27 protein-coding genes are annotated in these 24,708 nt (G+C 64.5%); 11 read left to right on the forward strand and 16 right to left on the reverse strand.

Annotation, left to right across the window (positions count from 1 at the left end; genetic code table 11):
- Position 1: 1 nt before the first annotated feature.
- On the reverse strand, positions 2-1,654 hold the full coding sequence (gene fliF / locus P1K30_RS07135; protein WP_275632004.1) for a flagellar basal-body MS-ring/collar protein FliF: 1,653 nt from the start codon (positions 1,652-1,654) through the stop codon (positions 2-4).
- Positions 1,655-1,824: 170 nt separating this feature from the next.
- Here fliF and P1K30_RS07140 point away from each other — a divergent pair, with 170 nt between their 5' ends.
- The 4 genes from P1K30_RS07140 (at position 1,825) to P1K30_RS07155 (ending at position 4,408) form a co-directional block, all read left to right on the forward strand.
- Positions 1,825-2,337: a flagellar basal body-associated FliL family protein gene (locus tag P1K30_RS07140; protein WP_275632005.1), complete on the forward strand. Its 513-nt coding sequence runs from the start codon at positions 1,825-1,827 to the stop codon at positions 2,335-2,337.
- A 63-nt stretch (positions 2,338-2,400) separates the two neighbouring features.
- On the forward strand, positions 2,401-3,366 hold the full coding sequence (locus P1K30_RS07145; protein ID WP_275632006.1) for a flagellar motor switch protein FliM: 966 nt from the start codon (positions 2,401-2,403) through the stop codon (positions 3,364-3,366).
- On the forward strand, positions 3,363-3,770 hold the full coding sequence (locus P1K30_RS07150; protein ID WP_275632007.1) for a hypothetical protein: 408 nt from the start codon (positions 3,363-3,365) through the stop codon (positions 3,768-3,770). Before P1K30_RS07145 ends, P1K30_RS07150 begins: the two co-directional genes overlap by 4 nt.
- A complete protein-coding gene (locus P1K30_RS07155) occupies positions 3,770-4,408 on the forward strand; it encodes a MotE family protein (protein ID WP_275632008.1) in 639 nt (212 codons plus the stop codon). Before P1K30_RS07150 ends, P1K30_RS07155 begins: the two co-directional genes overlap by 1 nt.
- 88 nt (positions 4,409-4,496) lie before the next feature.
- On the opposite strand, the gene P1K30_RS07160 is transcribed toward P1K30_RS07155, so the two are convergent.
- The 8 genes from P1K30_RS07160 to P1K30_RS07195 are packed head-to-tail and all read right to left on the reverse strand — an operon-like array spanning position 4,497 to position 10,477.
- On the reverse strand, positions 4,497-5,633 hold the full coding sequence (locus P1K30_RS07160) for an EscU/YscU/HrcU family type III secretion system export apparatus switch protein (RefSeq protein ID WP_275632009.1): 1,137 nt from the start codon (positions 5,631-5,633) through the stop codon (positions 4,497-4,499).
- A gap of 3 nt (positions 5,634-5,636) precedes the next feature.
- Positions 5,637-6,398, reverse strand: coding sequence for a flagellar biosynthetic protein FliR (locus tag P1K30_RS07165; protein WP_275632010.1), 762 nt, complete (start codon positions 6,396-6,398; stop codon positions 5,637-5,639).
- A gap of 3 nt (positions 6,399-6,401) precedes the next feature.
- Positions 6,402-8,501, reverse strand: a complete 2,100-nt coding sequence (flhA, locus tag P1K30_RS07170; RefSeq protein WP_275632011.1) for a flagellar biosynthesis protein FlhA — start codon at positions 8,499-8,501, stop codon at positions 6,402-6,404.
- A gap of 3 nt (positions 8,502-8,504) precedes the next feature.
- Positions 8,505-9,107: a hypothetical protein gene (locus P1K30_RS07175; protein WP_275632012.1), complete on the reverse strand. Its 603-nt coding sequence runs from the start codon at positions 9,105-9,107 to the stop codon at positions 8,505-8,507.
- Between the two features lie 14 nt (positions 9,108-9,121).
- Positions 9,122-9,391 (reverse strand): flagellar biosynthetic protein FliQ, encoded by a 270-nt coding sequence (locus P1K30_RS07180; protein ID WP_275632013.1) that lies wholly within the window; start codon positions 9,389-9,391, stop codon positions 9,122-9,124.
- Between the two features lies 1 nt (position 9,392).
- Positions 9,393-9,704 carry a flagellar hook-basal body complex protein FliE gene (fliE, locus tag P1K30_RS07185; RefSeq protein WP_275632014.1) on the reverse strand — a complete coding sequence of 104 codons (312 nt, stop codon included), beginning with the start codon at positions 9,702-9,704 and terminating at the stop codon, positions 9,393-9,395.
- 16 nt (positions 9,705-9,720) lie between these two features.
- Positions 9,721-10,128: a flagellar basal body rod protein FlgC gene (gene flgC, locus P1K30_RS07190; RefSeq protein ID WP_275632015.1), complete on the reverse strand. Its 408-nt coding sequence runs from the start codon at positions 10,126-10,128 to the stop codon at positions 9,721-9,723.
- Positions 10,129-10,138: 10 nt separating this feature from the next.
- On the reverse strand, positions 10,139-10,477 hold the full coding sequence (locus P1K30_RS07195) for a flagellar basal body rod protein FlgB (RefSeq protein WP_275632016.1): 339 nt from the start codon (positions 10,475-10,477) through the stop codon (positions 10,139-10,141).
- A gap of 71 nt (positions 10,478-10,548) precedes the next feature.
- Between P1K30_RS07195 and P1K30_RS07200 the strand changes: the two genes are divergently transcribed.
- The gene (locus P1K30_RS07200; RefSeq protein ID WP_275632017.1) at positions 10,549-11,916 is read left to right on the forward strand and encodes a FliI/YscN family ATPase; all 1,368 of its coding nucleotides are present in this window, start codon (positions 10,549-10,551) and stop codon (positions 11,914-11,916) included.
- 13 nt (positions 11,917-11,929) lie between these two features.
- Here P1K30_RS07200 and P1K30_RS07205 read toward each other — a convergent pair whose 3' ends face one another.
- Both P1K30_RS07205 and motA read right to left on the reverse strand, forming a co-directional pair.
- Positions 11,930-12,352, reverse strand: coding sequence for a flagellar FliJ family protein (locus tag P1K30_RS07205; protein ID WP_275632018.1), 423 nt, complete (start codon positions 12,350-12,352; stop codon positions 11,930-11,932).
- Positions 12,349-13,221 (reverse strand): flagellar motor stator protein MotA, encoded by an 873-nt coding sequence (gene motA, locus P1K30_RS07210; protein WP_275632019.1) that lies wholly within the window; start codon positions 13,219-13,221, stop codon positions 12,349-12,351. The genes P1K30_RS07205 and motA overlap by 4 nt, the downstream gene beginning before the upstream one ends.
- Positions 13,222-13,352: 131 nt before the next feature.
- Here motA and P1K30_RS07215 point away from each other — a divergent pair, with 131 nt between their 5' ends.
- Complete coding sequence (locus P1K30_RS07215) at positions 13,353-14,372, forward strand: hypothetical protein (RefSeq protein WP_275632020.1); 1,020 nt, start codon at positions 13,353-13,355, stop codon at positions 14,370-14,372.
- A 92-nt stretch (positions 14,373-14,464) separates the two neighbouring features.
- Here the strand turns inward: P1K30_RS07215 and P1K30_RS07220 are convergent, their stop codons facing one another.
- The 4 genes from P1K30_RS07220 to P1K30_RS07235 are packed head-to-tail and all read right to left on the reverse strand — an operon-like array spanning position 14,465 to position 19,779.
- Entirely contained in the window at positions 14,465-15,367 is a 903-nt protein-coding gene (locus P1K30_RS07220) for a flagellin (protein WP_275632021.1), read from the reverse strand.
- Between the two features lie 14 nt (positions 15,368-15,381).
- Positions 15,382-16,782 (reverse strand): flagellar hook-associated protein FlgK, encoded by a 1,401-nt coding sequence (gene flgK / locus P1K30_RS07225; protein WP_275632022.1) that lies wholly within the window; start codon positions 16,780-16,782, stop codon positions 15,382-15,384.
- A 12-nt stretch (positions 16,783-16,794) separates the two neighbouring features.
- Entirely contained in the window at positions 16,795-18,084 is a 1,290-nt protein-coding gene (locus P1K30_RS07230) for a flagellar hook protein FlgE (RefSeq protein ID WP_275632023.1), read from the reverse strand.
- A 51-nt stretch (positions 18,085-18,135) separates the two neighbouring features.
- The gene (locus tag P1K30_RS07235) at positions 18,136-19,779 is read right to left on the reverse strand and encodes a hypothetical protein (protein ID WP_275632024.1); all 1,644 of its coding nucleotides are present in this window, start codon (positions 19,777-19,779) and stop codon (positions 18,136-18,138) included.
- Between the two features lie 279 nt (positions 19,780-20,058).
- Between P1K30_RS07235 and P1K30_RS07240 the strand changes: the two genes are divergently transcribed.
- From P1K30_RS07240 to P1K30_RS07260, 5 genes are all read left to right on the forward strand, one after another.
- Positions 20,059-20,799: a flagellar hook-basal body complex protein gene (locus P1K30_RS07240; RefSeq protein WP_275632025.1), complete on the forward strand. Its 741-nt coding sequence runs from the start codon at positions 20,059-20,061 to the stop codon at positions 20,797-20,799.
- Positions 20,800-20,844: 45 nt separating this feature from the next.
- Complete coding sequence (gene flgG, locus P1K30_RS07245; protein ID WP_275632026.1) at positions 20,845-21,627, forward strand: flagellar basal-body rod protein FlgG; 783 nt, start codon at positions 20,845-20,847, stop codon at positions 21,625-21,627.
- A gap of 5 nt (positions 21,628-21,632) precedes the next feature.
- A complete protein-coding gene (gene flgA / locus P1K30_RS07250) occupies positions 21,633-22,322 on the forward strand; it encodes a flagellar basal body P-ring formation chaperone FlgA (RefSeq protein WP_275632027.1) in 690 nt (229 codons plus the stop codon).
- A 71-nt stretch (positions 22,323-22,393) separates the two neighbouring features.
- A complete protein-coding gene (gene flgH / locus P1K30_RS07255) occupies positions 22,394-23,161 on the forward strand; it encodes a flagellar basal body L-ring protein FlgH (protein WP_275632028.1) in 768 nt (255 codons plus the stop codon).
- A gap of 6 nt (positions 23,162-23,167) precedes the next feature.
- Entirely contained in the window at positions 23,168-23,617 is a 450-nt protein-coding gene (locus P1K30_RS07260) for a hypothetical protein (protein ID WP_275632029.1), read from the forward strand.
- Positions 23,618-23,762: 145 nt separating this feature from the next.
- On the opposite strand, the gene P1K30_RS07265 is transcribed toward P1K30_RS07260, so the two are convergent.
- Positions 23,763-24,680: a flagellar motor protein MotB gene (locus P1K30_RS07265; RefSeq protein ID WP_275632030.1), complete on the reverse strand. Its 918-nt coding sequence runs from the start codon at positions 24,678-24,680 to the stop codon at positions 23,763-23,765.
- Positions 24,681-24,708 lie beyond the last annotated feature (28 nt).

The following is a 24,708-nucleotide window of genomic DNA, read 5'->3' on the forward strand; positions in this document are numbered from 1 at the left end:
ATCAGCTCTTCTGGTTGATCCAGCTGCGGATGATCCGCAGCGAGCCTTCGGGCTCGACCTCGATCAGCTTGGTCAGTTCGTCGATGTGCCGACGCATGACATTGCCCGAGACCGAGGCAAGCGAAACGAATTCTTCCTCTTCCTCGACGATAACAGGCTCTGCCATCGGCTTGGGCCGCGGCTGTTCGCCGGGGGCGCCGGGCGTGCCTGCGGCAGCGGGCGTTTCGGCGTCGGGGGTCTCGATGGCCACGGCATCGGCGGTCGCATCGCCTTCCGCGGCGGCTTCGGTCGAGGCCGCGAACGACCGCATCAGCGGGCGCACCCCGAAGAACAGCAGCAGCGCCACGACGACCACGGCGGCAAGGGCACGGACGATGGCGCCGAAGTTCATCGCGACCACGTCCATGAAACCGCTGCGCTCGCGGGCTGTCGCGGTGGGATCACCGGCGACGAAGCTCAGGTTCTCGACGGTGACGACGTCGCCGCGTTCCTCGTCGATCCCGGCGGCCGAGTGCACCAGCGCCGTCAGCCGTTCCAGATCTTCGGGGGTACGGGGGGTATAGGCGCCGTTCTCGTCCCATGTGCCGTTCACGACGACCGCAACGGACAGCCGGGTTATGGCGCCGGGCTCGCGGATCAGCTCGGACCGGGTGTTGCCGATCTCGAACACCGATTCGTCCCGGCTGGACGTGTTCGTCTCGGACCGGCCAACGCCGCCGCCGCCGTTGTCGATGCCGGGCAGGTTGTTGGCCACGTCGACGGTGCTGCTGGAACTGTCGGCGCTGTCGTTCTGCTCGGTCACCGAAACGATGGACCGCGGCACCTGCTGGTCGGGGTCGAAGCTTTCCTGAACGACAACCTCGCGCGAGGTGTCGAGATCGGCGGTCACGCGCACCCGGACGTTGCCGGTGCCAACGTGGGCGGCAAGGATGCTTTCGACGTTCTGGCGCAGCCGTTCTTCGATCTCGGCACGGGCCGAGTTCAGGCCGTTCCCCTCGGACAGATCCTCTTCGCTGAGGATCGCCTGCCCGGCGCCGTCAAGGATGGTGATCCGGTCCGGCGACAGGCGCGGCACGGCGGCGGCGACAAGGCTGCGGATGGCCAGCGCCTGACTGCGTTCCAGCGGTGCGGTGCGTCGGGTGTGGATAACGACCGAGGCCGAGGGTTCCGGCCGTTCCTGCGAGAACGTCTCGCGGTCCGGCAGCACAAGGTGGACCCGCGCGGTATCGACGTTGTCGATGGTCTCGATCGACCGGGCCAGTTCGCCTTCAAGCGCGCGCAGGCGGTTGATCTGTTGCAGAAAGCTGTTCATCCCCAGACCAGAGTTCTGGTCGAACAGTTCCCAGCCCGCGTTGCCCTCGGCGGGCAGTCCGGCCTCGGCCAGTGCCATGCGGGCGCGGGCGACCTCGTCTTCCGGCAGGCTAAGCATGGTGCCATCGGCCGAGATGCGCGGCGAGAAACCCGCCTGCTCTAGCTCGGTCATCATGCGCGATGCGTCAGAGGCGGGAATGTCCATCGCAAGCGGCCGGTACTTCGGCGACATCGCGACCGACAGCCCGACGACAAGCGCAAGGACCAGGCCGACCGCTGTCAGCCCCATCAGCATAAGACGCCGGCGGCCCAGCCCCTTCAGGTTCTCGATGAGTTCGTTCACTTGCTTGCCGACTTACCGGGTATGGAAATTTGCGAATTTAAGACGACCGTAGATGCTTGCCTCGCGACTCACAAGAAAATTTTTCGCAAACTTCGGGCGACTGTGTTCTTCCCTTTGAATGGAAGGTCGGCTAGCATGAATGCGAAAAATTGACGTCTGAGGATTCATTCATGGCTGACGAGGCTCCGGCCCCCAAGAAAAGCGGCCCAAAGATCAAACTTCTGGTGATTCTGGTTTTGGTGTCGTTCCTGGGCGGCGCCGGTGCGGGCGTCCTGGCATGGACGAACATGGGCCTGAATGCGGCGTCCGAGGCCGATGATGCGAAAAATCATACGCCGGAAGTTGCAGAATCGCATCACGTTCAGATCGACGTCGGCCGCATCACGCTGGTCCTGCAAACCGGCGAGACGACGGACACCCGCCACCTGCTGGTGAATCCGGTCGTCGTTCTTGACCTTGGATCGGAAGACTCGGGGTCGCACGATGCCCCGACCAGCAACTCGGACACGGTCGCGGTTCTGCGCGACGTCTTCATCGAATACCTGTCGCAGCTTTCGGTACGCGACGTGACCGGCAGCGCGGGCATGAGCCTTGTCCGCGGCGAACTGAAACGCCGCGCCACCGCAAGCCTGTCTGACCAAACCGTTTCCGAGGTCCTGTTTCAGGACTTCGTGGTCCAGTAATCCGGGGACACCGACATGGAAGCCACCACATCCCAATCGCCCCAATCGGCCCAACCGCATGGCATGACCCGCACGGTCGAGGAAGAGCTGATCTCGCAGGCGTCCGCCGGCATCACGCAATTGCCGATGCTGGACATCATCTTTTCACGCATGGCGGTGTCGCTGGTATCGACCTTCAAGACCAAGGCCGCGTTCCTGTGCGACATCGGCTTTTCGTCGGTCGAGTACATGGCGTGGGAAGACGTCGTGGCGGACGTGGACAAGTTCGGGATCTGCGCGGCGGTCGAAGCCCGGTCGTGGGGCGGCACGATGGCCGTGGTCCTGGACAGCGAGATGATCTTCTCGGCGCTTGAAACCCAACTTGGCGGGCGCCCCCGTCCCGGCACCGCCCCAAAGCGGGCCGCTTCGGTCATCGAACGCCAGATCTCGCGGGATCTGATCGACCTGATCCTTGACGAACTGTCCGACAACGTATCGCGGCTGACAGAGGCGACCTTCATCGTCGACACGATGGAGGTCCCGCAGCAGATGCCCGCGCTTCAGGGCGGCAAGACCCCCTGCGCCGTCGCCCGGATGTCCGTGACCATCGGCGACTGCAGCGGCGCCATCATGGTCATCATTCCGATGGCCACGCTGGAACCGGCGCAGGACAAGCTGTCGAAAATGTTCCTTGGCGAGAAGCTGGGCGGCGACCTGTCGTGGCGCGAGCATATCCTGAGCAACATCAACGGCTCGTCGGTCAAGGTCACCGCCCGCGTGCACCAGCTTGAGGTGCCGCTGCTGGACATCCTTGCGTGGGAGCCGGGGACGACGATCGACCTTGGTATCGCCGACGACAAGGAAATCTCGCTGATGTGCGAAGGCATCCCGGTGTTCTTCGGCTATGCCGGCCAGCGCAAGGGCGGCCGCTTCGGGTTCCGCGTCGAGCGCGAGGTGAATGCCGAGGACCTGGCAGAGGAAGAAACAGAGGCCGCGGAAGACCCTGAGTCGGCCGAGACCGACAAGACCACGCAGGAGGCAACGGAATGATCGCAGAGATCCTGAATACCGGCCTGCTGGACACCGGCGCCATCGTCGACGTAGCCATCGTTGTACTGCTGGTCGCGGTCGGCGTTTATATCGTGCGGCTGAACCGCCGGATCGACCGTCTGCGCGCGGCGCTGGTCGAGGCTGGCCCCATGTTCGAGACTTATGAGAACGCGATCCGCGCGCATCGTGACAGCATGGCGGCCTTCAACGCGCAGATGGAAACGAAGCGCGCCGAACCCGTCGTGGCCCCCGCGTCCGAACCGGTCGCCGACCCCGTGATCGAGTTCCGCCGCGAACGGGTGGCCGAAACCACGCCCGAACCCGCTGCGGATGCCGTGCCCGAACCGGCAGAGGAAGACCTGTCGGCGGTGTTCTACCGCAAGTTCGTGAAGGAGGCCGTCTGATGGCCCGGATCATGACCGTCGCCGTCCTTGGCCTTGCCGGGCTGGCTGCCGTCAAAGGCGCATCGGTCGTCGCGCCGGTTGCCTCGCTGCTGGCGCCGCCCGCCTTTGCGGCGTCCGATCCCACGCCCCCCTGCGAGGACGGCGCAGAGGACTGCGTCGCCGAAGCGCCCGAGACCGCGTCCGAAGAGACGGAAACCGAAACGGTCGATGTCCTGCCCGAGCTGCTGGTTGCCCTTCAGGCAGAGCGCGACGCGCTGGAGGACTGGCGCGAAAAGCTGGAACAGAAAGAAGCAGAGATCCTGTTCGCCAAAAGCGCGCTGGACGCGAAGCACGCCGAACTGGCTGCGCTGAAGGCAGAGCTGGAACACCTTCTGGAACGCGCCGACCGCGAGAACACCTCCGACGTCGGTCGCCTTGTCGAGATCTACAAGGCCATGAAGCCGGTGCAGGCCGCCGCGATCATGAACGAGGCCGACATCGAGGTTTCGGTTCTGGTGCTGGCGGCGATGCAGCCGCGCAATTCGGGCCCGATCCTTGCGCTGATGCAACCCGTCCGCGCCCGCGCGATCTCGAAGATCATACTGGAACGCTCGCGACTGCCGGGCGACCAGAACCTCGTGAACATAAGGCTCGACTAGCGGGTCACGCACCGAGGGACAGGGAAAGCCGGACCATCCACGATGGCCCGGCTTTTTCCTTTGCCGCATCGCGTCCCTCGGCGGGCCGCTATTCCTCGTCCTCCTGCCGCCGCAAGCTGGCGCCCGTCGGAAGCTGGCGGCGGATCTTGTTGCGCAGGTCGAAGACGAAGGCGACCAGCTCTGCCACCTCGGCCCAGTGCGCCTTGGGGATCGGGTGGTCGATTTCACAAGTGGCGTGCAGCGCGCGGGCCAGCGCCCGGCTTTCGATCACGGGGATTTCGTTCTCGTGCGCGAGGTGGCGGATGCGGCCCGCGATCTGGTCGGTGCCTTTCGCGACGCAGACCGGGGCGGCATCGCGGCCCCTGTCGTATCGCAGCGCAACGGCAAAATGCGTCGGGTTAGTGACGACCAGCGTCGCCGTGGGCACGGCCTGCTGCATTCGCTGCCGCGCCCGCGCGCGACGCAGCTGATCCCGCTTGCCCTTGATCTGCGGGTCGCCTTCGGAATCCTTGTGCTCGTCGCGCAGTTCTTTCAGCGTCATGCGCTGTTTCTTGTGATGGCTGTAACGTTTCCACGCGATGTCGGCGCCGGTGATCGGGATCATCAACAGCACGATCCACGCTAGCAACTGCACCGCGTTCTGCCCGATCATCCCCGGCAGGAATTCCGGAAGCATGATCGTACCCGGAAGCAGCGTGCGGATCGCCGACCATGACACCCACGACGCCAACGCACCGAACAGCATCAGCTTCACGAAGCTCTTGGCGAATTCGACAAGGTTGTTGGCCGACGCGATCCGCTTGATGCCCTTGGCCGGAGAAATCTTTTCAAGCTTGGGCGTGATCCGTTGCTTCGACACGACGAACGGCCCCTGCAACGCGCCCGAGACAATCGCGGCCACCAGCAGGATGCCCAGCGACCCGGCGACGATGCTACCGACCTGGAACACCTGCGGCGCAAGGATGCCGCGCAGGTCGTCCAGCCCGGCCTGCCCCGTGCCGATGTCCACGGCACCCGCGATGTCGAACAAGGCCCCCAGCGAACTGGCACCGGTCGCGATCTTCAGCGGCAGGTACAATCCCACGAAGGCCAGCAGCCCACCGTAGATGAACAGATGGCCCACCTCTTTCGAGGTCGCGACATCCCCCTTGTCGCGGGCTTTTCGAAGCTTTCGCTCTGTCGGCTCTTCGGTCTTCGAGCTGTCATCGGTATCGGTCTGCGACATCGTCTAGCGCACCAAGGTCTCGAACCAGTTCGCCAGTTCGGCGTTGTGGTAGGTCAGGATCGCCGGCACCGCGAAGGCCAGCAACAGCAGCCCCGCGACGATCAGGCCTGGCGCAGCGACGAAGAACACCTGCATCGCGGGCATCACCCGGTTCGCCAGACCCATGCCAAGGTTCAGCAGCAGGCTAAGAACGTAAAACGGCGCCCCGACCGCAGCGGCGATGTAGAAGGCCGCGCCGCCCAGCCGCGCAATCTGCTGTGCCAGGTCGCCCGGCATGATCTGGCCCGGCGGCAGGATCGCGTAGGACCGCATCAGCCCCATCAGGATGACGTGGTGCGTGTTGCTGAGGAAGATCGCGGCAATCGCGCCCATCGTCAGCAGGCTTGCGATGGCCGACGCGCTTTCGGCGTTCGCCTGGTTCGGGGTCAACGAATTGCTAAGCCCCGAGGCAAAGCCGACCTGCGCGCCAAGGATGTGCAGTGCCGCCATCAACGCCCGCGCGCCCAGCCCGATGAAGGCGCCGATCGTCGCCTCGATCCCGATCATCAGGAACAACAGGCTGGTGTTGTCGGGCACCTGCGGTTCCGGCAGCGCGGGCATCAAACCGATGGCCAGCGCCAGACCGCAGGTGATCTTGGCGCGCGGCGGCACGCTTTGATCGCCGAACCCAGGCAGCAGGATCGTCGCCGTGCCGATCCGCGCGAAGATCAGCGCGACGGCATAGATCCACTGCTCGGCCAGCTGCGCAAGGATGCCGCCACCCATCCGTCAGTCTCCGATCGTGGCGACGGTCTTCATCTTGGTCTTCCAGTGGATTTCCGAGAACGACAGGATCGGCGTCATCGGCGCGACGCGTTCCAGCATCGACCGGATCACCGGCCGGTACTCGGGGCTGACCACCAGCGCGGGCCATTCGTCCTTGGCGGCATAGCCCTGAAGCACCGCGCGGGCGGCGCGGCCGAATTCCTGCACCTTGGCCGGGGGCATGGTGCACAGGGTATCGTCGCCCTGCACCTTCACCGCGCTGGCGAATTCCTGTTCCCACGTCCCGCCCAGCGTCACCGACTGGATGAAGCCGTCGTCGCCTTCCAGCGACTTGCAGATCTGCGCCGACAACGCCTTGCGCACATGCTCGGCCACCAACGAGGCGTTGGTCGAGATCACCGAAGCCTCGGCGATGGATTCCGCAATCAGCGACATGTTTCGGATCGAGATCCGTTCCGCCAGCAGCTTGCGCAACACGTTGCGCAGCAGGATCACCGGCGACGGGCAGTTCAGATCCTGAATCAGCTTGCGATAGGCCGGATCCAGCGTGTTCATCTGCGCCCGCGCCGCGCCATAGGTCATCATCTCGGGCAGGTTTTCCTTCAGCGCCTCGGTCATGTGGGTGACGATCACGCTTTCGGGGTCGACCACGGTGAAGCCTGCCGCCTCGGCTGCGGCGGCGGCGCCGTTCTCGATCCAGACGGCGTTCAGCCCGAAGGTCGGCTCTTTCACGCGTTCGCCCACCAGCATCGTCGCCTCGCCCGCCGGGTCGATCACAAGCCGTCCGCTGGGGCGAAGCTCTCCCGTCGCGACCTCGACGCCCTGCACAAGCACGCGATACGCCTTGGCGTTGTCGAAGTCGCCGTCCTTGATCCGCACCGGCGGCAAGGCGAACCCGTATTCCGTCTGGAACATGTCGCGCAGGCTTTTGATCTTGCCCGGCAGCGCGGCATCGTCCTTGTTCAGCATCACGATCAGGCTGCGGCCCATTTCCAGCAAAACAGTGTCTACACCGCCCGTATCGGCCGGTTCTTCGGTTTTCTTCTTCTCGGCCTGCACCTGTTCCTCGACCGCTTTGCGTTCCTCGGCCTTCTGCGCATCGCGCGAATAGACACCGATCCCGGCCAGAACGGCGGCGACGGCGGTGAACAGCAGGAACGGAAAGCCCGGAAGCAGGCCCATAACGAACACCAGACCGGCCGCCACGAAGATCGCCTTGGGGCTGGCCGACAACTGAGACGTCACAGCCTCGTTCGCGGCGCCCTCGTTCGAGCCCTTGGTGACGATGATGCCCGCCGCGATCGACACGATCAGCGCGGGGATCTGGGTGACAAGCCCGTCGCCGATGGTCAGGACGGTGAAGTTGTGCATCGCATCCGCCACGCCCATCCCGTGCCGGGCGATGCCGATCAGGATGCCGCCGACCACGTTGATCAGCGTGATGATGATGCCCGCGACGGCATCGCCCCGCACGAACTTGGCGGCACCGTCCATCGCGCCGAAGAAGCTGCTTTCATCCTCGACGGTCTTGCGGCGGCGTCGCGCCTCGTGCTCGTCGATCATGCCTGCGCCAAGGTCGGCGTCGATAGCCATCTGCTTGCCCGGCATCGCGTCCAGCGAGAAACGCGCCGACACCTCGGCGATGCGGGTCGAGCCCTTGGTGATGACGATGAAGTTGATCGCGACAAGGATGATGAACATCACGGTGCCGATCACATAGTCGCCGCCGATCACGAAATCCGCGATGCCTTGGATGACATTGCCCGCCGCGTCGGTGCCGGTCTGGCCATCCGACAGGATCAGCCGCGACGAGGCGACGTTCAGCGACAGCCGCATCATGGTGACGACCAGCAGAAGCGTCGGGAAGCTGCTGAACTCCAGCGGCTGCCGGACCCACAGCGCGACCATCAGCACAAGAACCGACACCGCCATCGACAGGGCAAGGCCGATGTCCAGCAGCACGGCCGGCAACGGCACGAACAGGATCGCAAGCACGGCGCAGATCGCCAGCGCGAAGACCACGTCGCGGTTGCGGGTCATAAGATCCAGCCGCTGAGAAAGCGGGGTGACGGCTGTCGGCTTCTGCCGAGCGGCTTGTGCCATGTGTCAGGGCTCCTGCAGCAAACCGCTGCGGTCTGGATTGAGGGTGTAGCCGGGAATCAGCGGCTCGGGTTTGCCAAGCGCGAAGGGATTGGCCGACATCACCGGGGCGGGCGGCGCCACGGCGGTCTCTACTGGGGTGTCGGCGGGAATTGGCTTCGGTGCGGGTGTTGGCGCGGGCGTGGGGCGGGTGAAAGTACGGGTGAACGGTCGCCCTGCCCCGTTGATCCGGACCGGCGCGTGCAGCGGGTGGAACACCCGCGTCGTCTGGGGCGGGGCCGACGCGGTGTCCGGGCCGGTGACATAGCTCGGCGGCACGGTGGCGCTGGGCGGCGCCACGCTGGTGGGGGGCGGCGCCGACGGCGGCCCCGCAGGCATCTCGGCATTGCCGTCCATCCGGGCAAGCTCTTCGAGGCTGGGCAGTTGATAGCCATAGGGACCGTCCAGCGCCGGAATCTCTGTCAGGTGCGGCTGCACCGGTTCCGCCTGTACGGGCGCCGATACGGACGGTGTTTCGGACGCCGTGGCGTCGGGGAAGCTGTAGAGCCCGCCGAAGCCCTGAGCGCCCGCCGTTGCAGGCAAACCGAGGAGCAGGGATGAAAGAATCATTTTTCGCATATCCATCACCTGCCGTTGCTGATGATAAGGTCGAAAGACTGGTCGGACAGCGCGGTCAGCGCGGTGTACATAAGCGGCAGCGACAGGGCGATGGCGACGAAGATTGCGGCCACCTTCGGCACGAAGGTCAGCGTGATCTCCTGCACCGAGGTCAGCGCCTGAAACAGCGCGATGGCCAGCCCGACAATCATCGCAACCGCCAGCGCGGGCCCCGAGGCTATGAGGATCGTCCAGATCGTATCGGTAATGATCTGGTGGATGTCCTCTGCGCCCATGTCAGACGGCCATCCTCAGAACTTCCTGATAGGCCGAGACGACCTTGTCCCTAACCGCCACCGCAGTGTCGATTGCGGCTTCCATCGCCATCGTCGCCTCGACCACCTGCTGGGTCGAAATCTCGCCTTTCAGACCGGCGATTGCGGCGCGGTCGCCGTCGCGGACCGTTGCGATGGTGTCGCGGGCGGTGCGTTCCAGCACGTCGGAAAAGCTGGGCCCGTCGGTCGAGAACTCGCCCGCGGTTTCACCGATTGCCGCGGATTGCGCGGCCTTGTAGGCGCGCAGCGCGCCGGCGGAAGTCAGGGAATCCATCGTGTCAGCCTTTCGATCAGCCGAGAATGTCGATCATCATCCGGCGCATGTCGCGACCGGCTGACAGCATGTTCAGGTTCGCCTCGTAGCTGCGCGCGGCCTCGCGCATGTTCACCATCTCGACCAGCGGCTCGACGTTCGACCGCGCGACGAAGCCTTCTTCGTTCGCCGACGGGTGCGACGGGTCATAGTGCAGCCGCATCGGCGCCGGATCTTCCGACACGGACGACACCCGAACCATGTGCGCGCCGCTGTCGCGGTCCAGCATCTCGGAAAAGGTGACGACCTTGCGGCGATACGGATCGGTGCCCGGCAGGCCGGTCGAATCGGCGTTCGCCATGTTCTCGGAAATGATCCGCAGGCGTTCGGACTGGGCTTGAAGGGCCGAGCCGGCGGTGCGGGAAACTGCGCTGAGGTTGTCCATCTTGGGATCCTTACTTGCCGTTGACCGTGGCGATCATCTGGTGCGCCTTGCCGTACAGGCGTGACGCAAGGCGGTACTGGCCCGAGGTCTCGGCCGCGAGGATCGACTGTTCCTCCAGCACGACCCCGTTGCCGTCGAACGAGGTGCCCCATTCACTTTTCGCATTTCGAATCTCGACCGAACGCCCGGCGGGGCGGGTCAGAAAGTCTCCGAAGTCCTCGACATCCCGCGCGGTATAGCTGGGGGTGTCGGCATTCGCGATGTTTTCCGAGATGACCTTCTGCCGCTCGGCAAGCCAGCTCATCTTCTGGCTGGCGGTCCGCAGCCAGGAAGTCGAAGCATTATCCATGATTCACCTTGCGAAAAACTCAATCTTACGTTGTTATACTACGGAAGTTTCGCGGAATTGGAAGCCCGAGCATGGACCGACCACAAAAATTTTCGCAACTGCGCAGCGCAATGCGCAAGCTTCCGGGCCCAATCGTGTCCGGAAAGGTCACAACTGTGGGCGGTCTGGGGCTTGTGGCGTCCGGTTTGGGCGAAAGTGCGAAAATCGGAGACCGCGCCTGCGTCGCTGGCCGAATCCCCGCCGAGGTGGTCGCGACCAGCCCGGAAGGCGTGCGCCTGCTGCCGTTCGGCACATGGGACGGGATCGGGCGCGGCGACAAGGTCGACCTGCGCGCGGGCGCCGCCGATATCTTTCCGGGCCCTGAATGGGTGGGCCGTGTCGTGGATGCGTTCGGCGATCCGCTGGATGGCATCGAACTGCCCGACGGCCCCTGCGCCTATCCGCTGCGCAGCGCGCCGCCCGACGCGTTCGACCGCCGCGTGATGGGCGAGAAGCTGGAAACCGGCATCCGCTCCATCGATCTGTTCACCCCGATCTGCCGCGGGCAGCGGCTTGGGATCTTCGCGGGGTCCGGCGTCGGCAAATCGACCCTGATGGCGATGCTGGCGCGGCAGACCAACGCCGACGTCATCGTCATGGGCCTTGTCGGGGAACGCGGGCGCGAGGTGCAGGATTTCATCACCCGCGATCTTGGCCCCGAGGGCATGGCCCGGTCCGCCGTCGTCGTCGCGACCTCGGACCAGCCGCCGCTGGTACGACGTCAGGCCGCCTATACCGCGACCGCGATTGCAGAATACTACCGCGATCAGGGCAAGCAGGTGCTGCTGATGATCGACAGCGTCACCCGTTTCGCCACCGCCCAGCGCGAGATCGGCCTTGCCGCCGGCGAACCGCCCGCCACGCGCGGCTATACCCCCACGGTGTTCACCGAGCTTCCGCGCCTGCTAGAACGTTCTGGTCCCGGCTCTGCCAATTCGAAAAGCGGTGATATCACCGCGCTGTACACGGTGCTGGTCGACGGCGACAACATGTCGGAACCGATTGCCGACACGGTGCGCGGTATTCTGGACGGGCATATCGTGCTGGACCGCAAGATCGCGGAATCAGGACGTTTTCCGGCGATCGACATCGGCCGTTCGGTGTCGCGGGCGCTGCCCGACTGCCACATCCAGCTGGAACAGGCGATTATGAACGCGGCCCGCCGTGCGCTGGCCCGGCACTCGGATATCGAGGACCTTGCCCGCATTGGCGCGTACCGCCACGGCACCGACCGGGACACCGACGCGGCGATCCGGTTCGCCAAGCTGGCTTACGGGTTCCTCAGCCAAGGCAAGCGGGACCCGCACACCAGCGAGGAAGCCTTCGCCACGATGTATGGTTTGCTGGCAGAGGCGGGCGTCGACGTGGACCTGCCGCAGCAGGTGCCGCAGCCCGCCTGAAGCGCGCGGGCGGCTAGCCGTTGCCCGCGATCCGGCGCAAAAGCACCATCTCATCGGCCTCGGCCTGCGCGGCTTCTTGCGCCGTGAACTGGGCGACTGTGCGCGCCTCTTCACCCAGAAGCTCTGCGGACCGTGCGTCGCGGTAGCATTCCAGCACCTTGTCGCGCTGCGCCTCGATCCGTTTCTCGATGTCGTTCAACTGATTCGAAATTCGCAGATTCTCGCGACGCACTGTCATCAGGAACTGGCCGCGATAGGGCATTGCCTCGATCATCGTGACCGAAGCCCCGGCGCGGCGGCTTTCCTCCAGCGCGGCGCGTTCGGCCTCTAGCTGCGCGGCAGTGCCCTGGAGCGACACCAGTTGGCCTGCCTGAGCCTCCATCTGCTGATTATGCAGGCGGGCAAGCAGCGCGTAGGTCTTGTCGCGCCGCGTCATGCCGCGGCCCGCGAGATGTTGCGCTGTTGTTCGTCGATCTGGTCGAAGCTGGGGCGCAGACGTTCGGGAATGTTCCCGCGACCGATCTCGACGCAGATGTTGGGCGGGTGCTGCTGGGTCATCGCGACCAACGTGTCGCGGATCACCTTGGAAAAACTGTAATCCAGTTCTTCGATCGACCGGGCCCGTTCCGCGATGGGCTGGACCACGCAATAGGCAAGGAACACGCCAAGGAAGGTGCCGACCAGCGCGCCGCCGATCATCACGCCAAGGATTTCGGGCGGTTGATCGACCGACGACATCGTCTTGATCACGCCAAGAACGGCCGCGACGATGCCGATGGCAGGCAGGCCGTCGGCCATGACGGTCAGCGAATGGCCTGCAATCATGCGTTCTTCCAACGTCGTCTCGATTCGCTTTTCGATCACGTCTTCCATCTGATGCGGGTTGTCGAAGTTCAGCATGACCATGCGAAAGCTGTCGGCGATCAGGTTGACCGTCGACTTGTCCTTCATGATTCGCGGGTACTTCGTGAAGATGTCGGAATCTTCCGGGCTTTCGATGTGCTGTTCCATCTCGACCGGGGTCGAGTTTCGCTGAAGCCGCGTCAATTCGTACAGCAGCAGCAGAAGGTCGCTGTAGTCCGCCGCCTTCCAGCGCGGCCCGGCCATCGCACGTTTCAACCCGCCAAGCGTCAGCTTCAGGCGGGACATATCGCTTGCGATGATCAGCGCGCCGATGGACGCACCGGCGATCATCATGCCTTCGAACGGAAGGGCGTGAAGCAGCACGTCGAACTTGCCGCCCGACAGGGTGAAGCCGCCGAACACCAGCCCCATTACGACAAGCAGCCCCAAGGGGATCATCATGGTGAACTCTCCGAAATCTCCATTTCTCGATCACCCTACATCAATACATTTTTTCGCAAAAGTGGGAGTTGCGATTCTTCGCAAATTTTTATACTTTTTCGCATAGCTGCTCTATGGCTCGGAGGCCTGGGATGACACAACGCCTGACTGGATCGTTCGTAAGACTGTTCGCACGGTCCGAATTCATAGCGAATTCCGACTGGCCGGACGATATCGGGCTGGCGTTCGTCGTCGCCGACGGGGTCCCGCAACAGATCCATCCGTTCCACGAAAACGAATCGTCCACCGCCGTGCTGGACCGGATCGAGCAGCAGACCGGCGATCTGACGGATTACGGAATCCATTCGGTCAACGCCGAGGACCGCTATGGCCGTCACGCGTTCTCTTTCGACCGCGACCTGCTGCGTCTTCTCGAGGATCGGATCGCCGAGGACGAACAACTGCTGGAAGACGCAGAGACGCTGGCGATCAACGTGCGGTTCGCGCAGGACATGGGGATGGACTATACCCCGGCCCCGGTTGCCGCGCGCCTGATGCAAAGCCCCGTGCAGCCTGTCGCCGCAGAGCCCGCCGATCTTCCGGATCCCGCGCAGCCCGCCGAGGCCGAGCTTGCACAGGAACAGCCGCCGCAAGAGTCGACCCAGACCTATGCTTTCCTCGGGTATCACTATTACTCGCCGTCGGACCCGACCCTGCCGCTTTTGGAAACGGCAACGCTAGAGACGAAAGCCTCGGGCGAGGTGGTGTTGAGGTTCGATACCGATGGCCCCCGGATCGCCTGCAATCCCGACGAACTTTTGGTGCGCTGGGACCGAACCGGATTCGCGCTGCCCGCCTATTCCTGCGTCGTGGACAACAAGCTTGCGTCGTGCGTGGAACTGCCCGCCGGGCTTGTTCCCGCCCCGATCGCGCGGCGCCGCAGCAGCACGCGGCCCATCGTGTCGATGGTCGATGACATGCTTCAGGTTTCCTACACCGCGACCCCGTCAAAGGCCCCCCGTCCACGCAGCCGACTGGCCGCCGCGCTGGGCATCACCGCCTTCGTCGCGGCATCGCTGGCCGTGACCGCGCTGTTCGTGATGGAGCGGTTCGAATCCGTGGCCCATGCGACCACCCCGGTCGAGGCGCTGCGGTCCGAGATGTTCCGCTAGCGCCCGCTTCAAGTTTCTCTCTCTCTCTCTCTCTCTAAAACAAGAAAACGCCCCGCAGACCGCGGGGCGTTTTCACATCCTGCCGACGCTTGTCACAGGTAGTCGAGCAGGGTCATTCCAGAAATGCGGGCGGTGATCTGATAGCTGACTTCCAGCTGGTTCATCACCTGATTCAGACGAAGCGCGGTTTCCTCGGGTTCCGCGGTTTCGATGTCCGATACGGCCGCGTTGTAGATGCCCAGCTTCGAATACTGGTCGTCGATCTTCTGATCCAGCACCGCCTGGTTGTTGCCAAGCCGCGCGTTCAGCGACGTCAGCTTGGTCAGGCCGTCGTTCATCAGCGTGGTCACCGTGTCGCGCATCGCTTCGAACCCGGCATCGTCCAGCGCCGCAAGATTGGTGGTCAGCACGATCTCAAGCGCGTCGAACACGTCCTGAAACGCCGGATCGTCGGCGCGGATGCCGTAATTCATCTGGGTCGTGTCGTCGATTTTCATCGACAGGTTGCCGGTCACGTCGCCAAGGTAGTTGACCGCGTTCCCGGTGCCGTCGATCTCGACCGGGGCGGTGTCGGTGGCAAGGCCCGAGAACAGGAACTCGCCGCCGTAGGTGGTGTTCAGCATCGACACCATGCCCTGCAACGTGATCTCGGCCTGCTGGCGGTATTCGTCCCGGTTCTGCGAGGTCAGGCCGCCCGCCAGCGACATGTCCTGAAACTCGCGCGCGGCGCGGCTGATCTCGGACAGCGAGTCGGACATGTTTTCCAGCTTGCCGGCCAGTAGTTCGTTCGACGTCTTGTAGGATTCCGTGGCCGACATGCGGGTGCGGATCTGCATCGCCTTGGTCGCGGCGCCGGGGTTGTCGGCATAGACGTCCTGTTTGACGCCCGACGCGGCCTCTTGCGCCAGCTTCGCCTTCTCGGCGTTGTTGCGGGCGATGACCAGCCGCATGTCCAGCGACTGCTGCGAGGTCGAAATGGTAGAGATGGTAGGCATTCTGACTGTCCCTCTTATCCGAACGCCCGCATGAGCGTGTCGAGCATTTCATTCACCGACGTCATGACGCGGGCGTTGGCGGCATAGCTTTGTTCGATCACCAGAAGCTTCTGCATCTCGTCATCGATGCTGACGCCCTCGTAATTCTCGCGCGAGGCAGAGATCGTCTCGCCTGCGGTCTGGGTCGCCAGCGTGTCCGCCTCTGCGCCTGCGCGCGCGGATTGCTGGTAGGTGACCATCGTCGGCGCGAAGTCGATCAGGGTCAGGCCCGCACCAAGCCCGGCGGTGCCGACCGTGACGGGCTGGGTGAAGGCGGTCAGCATTCCGTCGATGAAGGATGAATCACCCGCCGGCGTCGTGGCGATGCCGCCGCTTTGCAGCAGGGCCGGGTCGCCGCCGACGGTGTTGTCGGCTTCGGCGTTCACACGGATGCGCCCGGCAAGCCCGTCGATCGCCGCCGGGTCGAACACCGCGCCCGCATCGGTGAATAGGCCGGTGCCTGTGGTCCCGAAGGGGTTCGCCGCCTCCATGCTGGAAACGAGGCTGCCCGCCAGCGCATCCAGCTGTGCGCCGATTTCTGGCAAGCGGTTCAGTTTCAGGTCGAACAGCCCGCTCAGGCTGCCTTGGGAAATGCCACGCGCCGGTCCGCCGGGCGTGATCTCGATGCCACCCGCGGCCAGCGTGCCCGCCACCGCGTCATACGTGACGGCCTTGGTCCGCGTGCCGACGACCAGCTCGGTCCCGCCGCCGGTGTACAGGTTGATCGTCCCGTCCTCGGTGTTGACGGTCTGGATGTCCATATAGCCGGACACCTCGTCCAGCAGGCGGTCCATGTGGTCCATGTATTCCGCCTGCACCGCCGAACCGGTCTCTGCCTGCAGGATCTTCTGGTTGTAGGACGCGACGCTTTGAAGCGCCTCGTTCACGGCCACGACATCGTAGCGGATGTTGCGTTCAACCTCTTGCCGGATGTCCGTCAGGTTCGCTGACAGGTCGTTGAGGTTCTCGGCAACCTGCTTGGCGACCGTCACGACCTGAATCTGCGCGGCTTCCTCGCTGGGCATCCCGGCCAGCGTCACCACCGCATCGTGCAGTCCGGCAATCTTGGCGGCGGGCGAAACCTCGTCGCTGGGCTGGCCCAGAAAATCGGTGAAGGCCCGCAGACCGTCCGAGATCGTGGACTGCCGGGTCAGCTTCGATTCGTTCTCGCGGTCCAGCCGTTGCAACATCGTGCTGACGCTGCGGTCCACCGAAGACGCCGAGACGCTGCCGTATTTCGACGTGACCAGATCCGCCGACTTGCGCGCGAACCCTTCGGTGGTCGAGTTCGCGATATTGCGCGACACAAGGTCGGTCTGCAGCGCGGTCACGGTCAGGCCGGACCGCGCGACGTTCAGGGCTTGGGTAAGCGACATTGCAGGTCAGCCTCAGCGTTTCAGGTTGTTGATTTCCTGCAGCATCTCGTCCGAGGTGCTGATGATCTTCGCGTTCGACGAATACGCGCGCTGGACCTGGATCAGGTCGGTCATTTCCTGCGCGATGTCGACGTTGGACGCCTCGGTCGCGCCGGATTGGATCGACCCGGCGCCGGACCCCGCCACGTTCATCACCGTGCTGCCTGAAGCCAGCGTCAGCGAATAGGCGTTGCCGGTCTCTGCCTCCAGACCGGCGGGCGCGTCCACCGTGGCGACCGGGATCTGGTACAGCGACAGCCGCTTGCCATTCTCGAACACGCCGACAAGGTTGCCCTGCTCGTCGATCTCGGTCTTTTCCAGCGCCGCGGTCGACGTGCCATCGACAGTGATCCGCTGCGGTTCATAGTCGCCGTCGAACTGGGTGATGCCGTCATAGGTTCCGACCCCGCCCAGCGCGATGTCCAGCACCTGCGGGACGGCGGCGTTGTCGATCGTCAGGGTCATGTTGCCGTCGGCGTCCACCGCGAAGGCGGCAGGCGCGACCAGACCCGCGTCGGGCGTGCCGACATAGGTCAGCGGCGACCCGGCGGTCGGCCCCGAGTCGGCGAAGGTGACGTCGACGGTTCCATAGACCGTGCCGTCATCGCCGGTGACTTCCATGCTCCACAGGTTGTCCACCGTGTCCGACGGCGTCCAGCTGAAGGTCAGACCCTCCTGCGCGCCCAGCGCGTTGTAGTAGGTCATGCTGGAAATGAACGGGTCCTGCGCGACGCCGGTGCCGGTCAGGCTGGACGGCAGGTTGCCCGCAATCGTGCTTTCGGTCGACGGCTCGGCGGTCAGCGACGCGATCTTGGTGTTTACCGCGTCCAGCGACCCGAACCCGTTGCGGTCGACCCCGGCGATGCTGCCATCGTCGTCGTAACCGTAACCGGCAAGGTAGTACCCGGCCGAGTTCACCATGTACCCGTCCTTGTCGACCTCGAAAGACCCGGCACGGGTAAGAAAGAAGTTGGATTCGTCGGTGTTCAGCGGATCCTTCATCACCACGAAGAACCCGTCGCCGTCGATGGCAAGATCGGTGGCAGAGCTGGTGCCGATGATGGCGCCGCCGCGCTCGATGTCCGTCCGGTCGACGCCGCGCACCGAGGCCGAGTCGCCCACGACCTGCGTCACCATCTGGGTGAAGCTGCGTTTGTACCCGATGGTGCCCGAGTTCGCGATGTTCTCCGAGATCCGGCCAACCGCCTGGGAGTTCGTCCTGAGACCCGCGACGCCGGCCTGCATTGCATTCTGAATGGCCATTTCTGTCTTTCCCTTTCGGCTCGTTCTGGCGGACCTCGGTCTGCCGGTTTCTTACTGTCCCGTGTCTTCAGCGTTCATCAGGTCGGTGACCGCGCTAAGCGTGTCGCCCGCCTGTTCCAGCGTGTTCTGTGCCGACTCGACCGACAGCGGCGAGACGACAGGCGCTTTCGCCACACGCGCCGCCGCAAGCCGCAGCAGCAGCTCTCGGCGTTCCTCTGGCAGCACCCGCATAAAGGCTGCGGAGTCGGCATCACCCAGCTCGGCGGCCAGCCGCGCGGCGTTGATCCCGTCCACCAACGGCAGGATTCCCGCGCGCTGGAACTCGGTCAACGCAAGGGTGTCCATGTCGCGGGCAAGCGCCTCGCGCGCGACTTCAAGCGACACGCCCGGAGCCGTGGCGGTGATCCGTTCAAGACTGCCGGTCACAACCATTTCAATTTTCGCAAATTCGGGATCAAGAGACGCATCCATCTGCACCGGACGCTGCGCAATGATCGACACTGCGGCGGCCGGATTGCTTTCGCGCATCAGGCGTTTCGACTGTTCCAGAACCAGCCGGTCCAGCAGCGCAGGCGGCAGCGCACGGCGGTCGGGCGCCAGCAGGCTGTCCCAGATATCGGCATACTCTGCCTGTGCGGCCAGCGTCAGGCCCTCGCGGTCGAACTGCGCGGCCAGCGCACCGCGCACCACGGCGCGTTCGACGTGGCGGCTCATGTAGGGTTCGATGTGGCGCACGATGGGCAGCGTGCGGCCCAGCGGCAGCGCATCGCTTCCGATCGCGTCGGACAGGTGCGTCAGGATCACCGCGATCCGTTCGGCGGCCAGATCCGCCTCGCGCGTGCCGGGGTGGTCCTCTTCGATGAAGGACATCGTGATGATCGCGGTTTCAAGGTCGCCCAATTCCTCGGCCACCTGCGCAAGCCGGGTCAGCAGCGCCAGCGCAAGATCGTCGCCGCGCCATTGGCGGATGCCGTCGACCAGCAGGTCGCGCACGTGTTCCCGGATCGACTGGCCGGGGTCTTCCAGCGCAAGGTCGGCCAGCGCCAATCGTGCCTCGGCGGCGGCCCGGTCACGCGATTCGGCAGCCCAGGCGTACAGGTCGAACGCGGTCTGCCGATCACCTTCAGCCTGCGCAAGGCGGCCCCGCATCAGCAACATGCGCGGGCTGCCGGGCAAATCGGTGCGCACCCGCGCCACGTCCAGCACGTCGCGCGCCAGTCGATAGTCGCTTACGCTAAGCGCGGCATCGAACAGGATCGGCACGATCCGCGCCACCACCGGACCGCTGTGGCGCTCGTGCGCGACAAGCGCCTGAAGGATGCGGCTTGCGTCGACCTCTGCGCCGTTGTGGATCTCGGCCACGATCGGCCAGACAAGGTCGTTCTGCCAGCTGTCCGGGAACGCCACGGTCTCTGGCTGCATCCCGGGCTGCGACAGCAGCGCCAGCATCGCGCGATAGGCCTGAATACGGTCGGCCAGCTCTCCTCTCGCCTCCAGCGCGTTGGCGGCGAAATCGACATAGGATAGCGCCTCGGGCAGCATCATCCACGAGATGAGGAACTGCGCGTGATCCAAGGCGGCACGGGCGCGGGCCCCGGGAAGCGCATCGACAAAGGCCTGTTCGGATGCCGCGCGGGCGGCAGAGAAGTCGGTGCCGCCGGATCGTGTGACGGCGGGCCCCGCGAAAAGCGGCAAAGGCGAATCGGTCGATTCCGCGTGTGCCGGTCCGCAGACCAGTGTTGCCGACATCAGGGCCACACCGCCGAGAAGGCAGCGTGCGCGCAGTGAAACAAGGGATAGGCCGATCTTCGTCACGGTATTCCATGCCTTCGCAGGTCGATGTTCAGTTTTTCGCATTTCAGGGCTATGCGAAAAATCAAGATCATGTATAGTCCACGTCATCGGCTTTGATCAACACAAATCAACCAGCCGTTGCAAAGGACCGGATGGGACAGCCGGCAGGACGGGACAGATATGGACAATATCGGATACCTCGCGATTTCACGGGCGGCGATGCTGCAGCGCGCAACGGACGTGACCGCGAACAACATCGCGAACGCCAACACCTATGGCTTCCGTGCCTCGAACTCGGTTTTCGAAAGCATGATCTACCAGACCGACTCGAAGACCGACATGCGGGACATGGCCTATGCCATCGACCGGGGCACCTATGCCGACCTGTCGGAAGGCGCGCTTTTGCAGACCTCGAATCCACTGGACGTTGCACTGGTCGGGGATGGCTGGTTCGGGTTCATGACCGCCAATGGCCAGACCGCGCTGGGCCGTGGCGGCAGTTTTACCCTGTCTCCGCAGGGGGATCTGGTTACCGTCGCGGGTGATTTCGTGCTGGACGAGGGCGGCGCGCCGATCAACATCCCGCCCGGATCCGGCAATATCGAGATCGGCCGCGATGGCACGATCACCGACGAGGCCGGCGAACGGATCGCGCGGATCGGTGTATTCGCGGCGAATGACGTCGGCAACTGGCACCAGCTTGGCGGCTCTATGATGGCCCCGCGCGACGGTGCCGTCGACCTGATGCCGGTGCTGGACCCCAACATGGCGCAGGGCTTCGTCGAACAGTCGAACGTGAACCCGATCCGCGAGATGACGCGGCTGATCGAATTTCAGCGCCAGTACGAAAGCGCCATGAACCTTGCGTCCGCCACCGACGAGCTTCGCAAGACGACGCTTGGACGGCTGGCCCCCGAATGATGCTTTTCGCTTCATGATTTGCGAAAAAGTATAAAGGAGAGATTGATGAAGACCCTTGGTATCGCCGCCACCGGAATGCAGGCCCAACAGGTCAACGTGGACGTCATCGCCAACAACATCGCCAACGCGAACACGACCGGCTTCAAGGTCGGGCGCGCGGTGTTTCAGGACCTGATCTACCAGACCATGCAGCGCGAAGGCGCCGCGAACCCCGACGGCACGGTGCGCCCTGTCGGCGTGGACATCGGGCTTGGCGTGCAGGCCGCTGGCGTCGTTCGGCTGAACACGCAAGGCGGGATGCTGCAAACCGACAACCAGCTGGACCTTGCGATCGAGGGCGACGGCTATCTGATCGTCACCCGTCCCGACGGGACCGAAGCCTACACCCGCGCCGGCAGCCTGATGCTGTCCCCCGAGGGCGAGATCGTCACGCTGGACGGCAACCTGATCGAACCCGCGATGGTGGTCCCCGAGAACACCACCGACGTCGAGATCACGCCCGACGGCCTTGTGCTGGCCTACACGCCGGACGCCATCGAGCCGGAAGAGATCGGGCAGCTGACGCTTGCGACCTTCATCAACGACGCCGGCCTGAAGCCCATCGGGAACAACCTGCTGCTGGAAACCGTGGCCTCTGGCGAACCTTTCATCGGTAACCCCGGCGAGGAAGCGGTCGGCATCGTGCGGCAGGGCTTTCTCGAAGGGTCGAACGTCGACCCGATCAAGCAAATGACCGATCTGATCACCGCCCAGCGCACCTATGAAATGGGCGCCAAGGCCCTGAAGGCCGCGGACGAGATGATGCAGACCGCCAACCAGATCCGCTGATCATGATGGCGCTGCGTCTTCGAACCGCCCTTGCCGCGCTGGCCCTGTTCGCCGCCAGTCCCGCGCTGGCCGTCACCGACATCGTCGAGGGCGCGCCCGTTTCGGTTCTTGTGGAAGAGGAACTGCTGTCCTCGGACGAACGCGAGATTCCGGCTGACGGAAAGATCGAACTGCGTCTGCCCGAAGGCTTGCCGGAAACCGCGCTGCGGCTGGAGGATTTCAGCTTCGATCCACGGTCCGGCCTGTTCGCCGCCCGTGTCATCGGCGTCGACGGCCTGACCCTGACCTTCCGGGGACAGGCGATGGTGACGGTGCCGACCTACGTGCCGCGCCGTCGTATCCCGGCCGGTACGAAGCTGACGGAACAGGACTTCCGCCTTGTTCATATGAACGCGGTCGCGATGCCCGCCGGTGCGGTGCGGCATCCCGAGGACATCCTCGGCATGGAATCGCGCCGCGTGCTGTTGCAGGACCGACCGATCCTGGCCGGGTCGATTTCAGAGCCGCGCGTCGTCACGCGAGGCGAGAAGGTGACCATCATCCTGTCGAACGGCGGTCTGGACCTAAGCGCGCCCGGCAAGGCGCTGGAAGACGGCGCACGCGGCGACGACGTGCGCGTTGTGAACCTTGGGTCCCATGTCACGCTGTCCGCCACCGTCATCGGCGAAGGCGTCGTGCAGGTGGCCGTTCAATGAAAATAGTCCCGAAACCGGGGTCCCGCCCTTCAACTGCGTCCGCAAGTACTGCGAAAAATTGAGAGAATCTCATGCGTATGAAATCCCCCAAACCCGCCATGACCCTGACGCTGGCCGCGTTTACGCTGAGCGCCTGTGCCGCCTACAAGGAACACCGCGACCCCGAGCTGACCTCGATCACGCTGGACGAGACCACGATGCCCGAGGTGAACACGGTCTACGTGCCGCAGCCGGAACCGGAACCCGTGCGGATGCCGTCCAGGGCCGAGGCGACCTCGCTGTGGCGCACCGGCTCGACCGGGTTCTTCGGCGACCATCGCGCGTCGCGGGTCGGTGACATCCTGACGGTGACCATCGACATCGACGACGAGGCCGAGCTTGAAAACGAATCCCGCCGGTCGCGGTCGTCCGGCAACGAGATCGACGGGTCGACCTTCCTTGGCTACGAAAGCAAGCTGGACGCGATCCTGCCGGGCATCAACGCAGACGACCTGCCGTCGGGCTCGTTGATCGACCTGTCCGGGCAAAGCAATTCGCGCGGTGCGGGCAGCATCGCCCGGAACGAGAAGATCAAGCTGAAGGTCGCCGTGATGATCATCCGGCGTCTGGACAACGGCAACCTCGTGATTGCCGGCCGGCAAGAGGTGAAGGTGAACAGCGAACTGCGGGAACTGCGGGTCGCGGGCATCATCCGCCCGGTCGACGTCGACATGACCAACGCCATTCCTTACGAGAAGATCGCCGAAGCGCGGATCAGCTATGGCGGCAAGGGCCAGCTGACCCGGGTCCAGACCCCCCGCTATGGCGAGGATATGCTGGACGTTGTGCTGCCGTACTGATCCACGATGAGCCGTCCAGACGATAAGACATCCGGGCTTCTGCGACGTCCGACCAAGCGCACTGCGGTCGTTGGTGTGCTGTTGCTGGCCTGTGCCGGGGGCGGCTTTGCCCTTGGCCAGTCCGCGGGCCGGACCTTGTTCCCCACCCCCGCGCCGGATCGAGAGGTTCCGACCACCTCGATCCTGCTGGAAGCGATCACAGTGAACATTCCCGGTCGCGGCACGATGACCTTCAACGCACGCGTCGCGGTCCGGAACGACGGGTCCGACGTCGACGGCAAGGCGCTGCGCGATGCCGCGTTGATGCTGGCCACGACTGCGGGGGCGATGCCGATCGTGCGTCAAAGCCCCAAGGTCATCCCCGCGATGGCCAGCGCGGTCAGCACAATCGCCCCCGGCCACGGGTTCGAGACCATCGAACTGGAAGACGCCGCCCTGTTCGCGACCGGCATCTGACCGGATCGCACAGGCGGCGCGCCCACCTCTATATACATTGACGCAAAGATTTACCCGGGCCGCACAATGCGGGCCCGGGCAACGCGTGACTGGTGCGCGGCGCGTATCAGTCCGGTCGGTTGACTCGCTGGCTCAGTTCGATGGGTCAGTTGGATTCCGGGATCTCGGCATTGCCGGGCACGCGCAGCGCGATGGTGACCCGGCGATTGCGGGCGTCCGTGGGATCGTCGACCACCAGCGGGTCCATCGCCGCCATGCCGGTTACGCTTTTGATCCGCCCGACCGCCACGCCCTCTTCCAACAGCAGGCGCCGCGTCGCGTTGGCGCGGTCGGCGGACAACTCCCAGTTGCCGTACTCGGTGCCATCGCGGAACGGATGCGCGTCCGTGTGACCCGTAATGGTGATATCCAGCGGCAGATCCACGATCGCGGGCACGACCTCGGCCAGGATCAGGCGCAGTTCCTCGCTGGGATCGGCACTGCCGGTGGGGAACATCGGATGCTCGCCAAGGTCGACGATCTCGACGGTCATGCCATCATCAAGCACCGTCACCTGAAGGTTCTGCGCCAGTTCCGCCAGTTCCATTTTTTCCGCGAAGGTCTCTTGGATCTGGTCCAGCGCGTCTGCCAACTGATCCGACAGCATCGTCGTCGGCTCGGGCACGCGGGGCTCTTCGGTCGATCCGTTGTCCAGCTCCAGCCACGGGTTCACCGCCCCGGTCCGCGTCTCGGACACATCGGCCTTCTGCTGACCTTCCTCGTCCGGCCCTTTCGGCATGGATTCGGCATCAGGCGCAGGCTCGCTTTCCGGGGCCTTCATCGCGTCGATCACAACGCCCAGACCGCTGATCTCGACCAGCGGCACCTCGGACGGCGTGAAATACTCGGCAAGGCCGCGCAGCTGTTCCTCGTCCGATCCGGACAGAATCCAAAGCAACAGGAAGAACGCCATCAGGGCCGTCATGAAATCGGCATAGGCAACCTTCCAGTTGCCGCCGTGATGGCCCTTGGTCACCTTCTTGGGGCGCTTGATGACGACGTGCGGTTCATTCTTCAGGTACATGTTACTCAGACTTTCCGGGTTCGGACCG

This window comes from Psychromarinibacter halotolerans, assembly GCF_029168315.1.
In the GTDB taxonomy this organism is placed as follows: Bacteria; Pseudomonadota; Alphaproteobacteria; order Rhodobacterales; family Rhodobacteraceae; genus Psychromarinibacter; species Psychromarinibacter halotolerans.

What these genes read in the sequence shown, in the direction of transcription:
- P1K30_RS07140 (WP_275632005.1), top strand. Translation starts at nt 1,825, where the DNA reads ATGGCTGACGAGGCTCCGGCCCCCAAGAAAAGCGGCCCAAAGATCAAA.
- P1K30_RS07145 (WP_275632006.1), top strand. Translation starts at nt 2,401, where the DNA reads ATGACCCGCACGGTCGAGGAAGAGCTGATCTCGCAGGCGTCCGCCGGC.
- P1K30_RS07150 (WP_275632007.1), top strand. Translation starts at nt 3,363, where the DNA reads ATGATCGCAGAGATCCTGAATACCGGCCTGCTGGACACCGGCGCCATC.
- P1K30_RS07155 (WP_275632008.1), top strand. Translation starts at nt 3,770, where the DNA reads ATGGCCCGGATCATGACCGTCGCCGTCCTTGGCCTTGCCGGGCTGGCT.
- P1K30_RS07160 (WP_275632009.1), bottom strand. Translation starts at nt 5,633, where the DNA reads ATGTCGCAGACCGATACCGATGACAGCTCGAAGACCGAAGAGCCGACA.
- P1K30_RS07165 (WP_275632010.1), bottom strand. Translation starts at nt 6,398, where the DNA reads ATGGGTGGCGGCATCCTTGCGCAGCTGGCCGAGCAGTGGATCTATGCC.
- flhA (WP_275632011.1), bottom strand. Translation starts at nt 8,501, where the DNA reads ATGGCACAAGCCGCTCGGCAGAAGCCGACAGCCGTCACCCCGCTTTCT.
- P1K30_RS07175 (WP_275632012.1), bottom strand. Translation starts at nt 9,107, where the DNA reads ATGATTCTTTCATCCCTGCTCCTCGGTTTGCCTGCAACGGCGGGCGCT.
- P1K30_RS07180 (WP_275632013.1), bottom strand. Translation starts at nt 9,391, where the DNA reads ATGGGCGCAGAGGACATCCACCAGATCATTACCGATACGATCTGGACG.
- fliE (WP_275632014.1), bottom strand. Translation starts at nt 9,704, where the DNA reads ATGGATTCCCTGACTTCCGCCGGCGCGCTGCGCGCCTACAAGGCCGCG.
- flgC (WP_275632015.1), bottom strand. Translation starts at nt 10,128, where the DNA reads ATGGACAACCTCAGCGCAGTTTCCCGCACCGCCGGCTCGGCCCTTCAA.
- P1K30_RS07195 (WP_275632016.1), bottom strand. Translation starts at nt 10,477, where the DNA reads ATGGATAATGCTTCGACTTCCTGGCTGCGGACCGCCAGCCAGAAGATG.
- P1K30_RS07200 (WP_275632017.1), top strand. Translation starts at nt 10,549, where the DNA reads ATGGACCGACCACAAAAATTTTCGCAACTGCGCAGCGCAATGCGCAAG.
- P1K30_RS07205 (WP_275632018.1), bottom strand. Translation starts at nt 12,352, where the DNA reads ATGACGCGGCGCGACAAGACCTACGCGCTGCTTGCCCGCCTGCATAAT.
- motA (WP_275632019.1), bottom strand. Translation starts at nt 13,221, where the DNA reads ATGATGATCCCCTTGGGGCTGCTTGTCGTAATGGGGCTGGTGTTCGGC.
- P1K30_RS07215 (WP_275632020.1), top strand. Translation starts at nt 13,353, where the DNA reads ATGACACAACGCCTGACTGGATCGTTCGTAAGACTGTTCGCACGGTCC.
- P1K30_RS07220 (WP_275632021.1), bottom strand. Translation starts at nt 15,367, where the DNA reads ATGCCTACCATCTCTACCATTTCGACCTCGCAGCAGTCGCTGGACATG.
- flgK (WP_275632022.1), bottom strand. Translation starts at nt 16,782, where the DNA reads ATGTCGCTTACCCAAGCCCTGAACGTCGCGCGGTCCGGCCTGACCGTG.
- P1K30_RS07230 (WP_275632023.1), bottom strand. Translation starts at nt 18,084, where the DNA reads ATGGCCATTCAGAATGCAATGCAGGCCGGCGTCGCGGGTCTCAGGACG.
- P1K30_RS07240 (WP_275632025.1), top strand. Translation starts at nt 20,059, where the DNA reads ATGGACAATATCGGATACCTCGCGATTTCACGGGCGGCGATGCTGCAG.
- flgG (WP_275632026.1), top strand. Translation starts at nt 20,845, where the DNA reads ATGAAGACCCTTGGTATCGCCGCCACCGGAATGCAGGCCCAACAGGTC.
- flgA (WP_275632027.1), top strand. Translation starts at nt 21,633, where the DNA reads ATGGCGCTGCGTCTTCGAACCGCCCTTGCCGCGCTGGCCCTGTTCGCC.
- flgH (WP_275632028.1), top strand. Translation starts at nt 22,394, where the DNA reads ATGCGTATGAAATCCCCCAAACCCGCCATGACCCTGACGCTGGCCGCG.
- P1K30_RS07260 (WP_275632029.1), top strand. Translation starts at nt 23,168, where the DNA reads ATGAGCCGTCCAGACGATAAGACATCCGGGCTTCTGCGACGTCCGACC.
- P1K30_RS07265 (WP_275632030.1), bottom strand. Translation starts at nt 24,680, where the DNA reads ATGTACCTGAAGAATGAACCGCACGTCGTCATCAAGCGCCCCAAGAAG.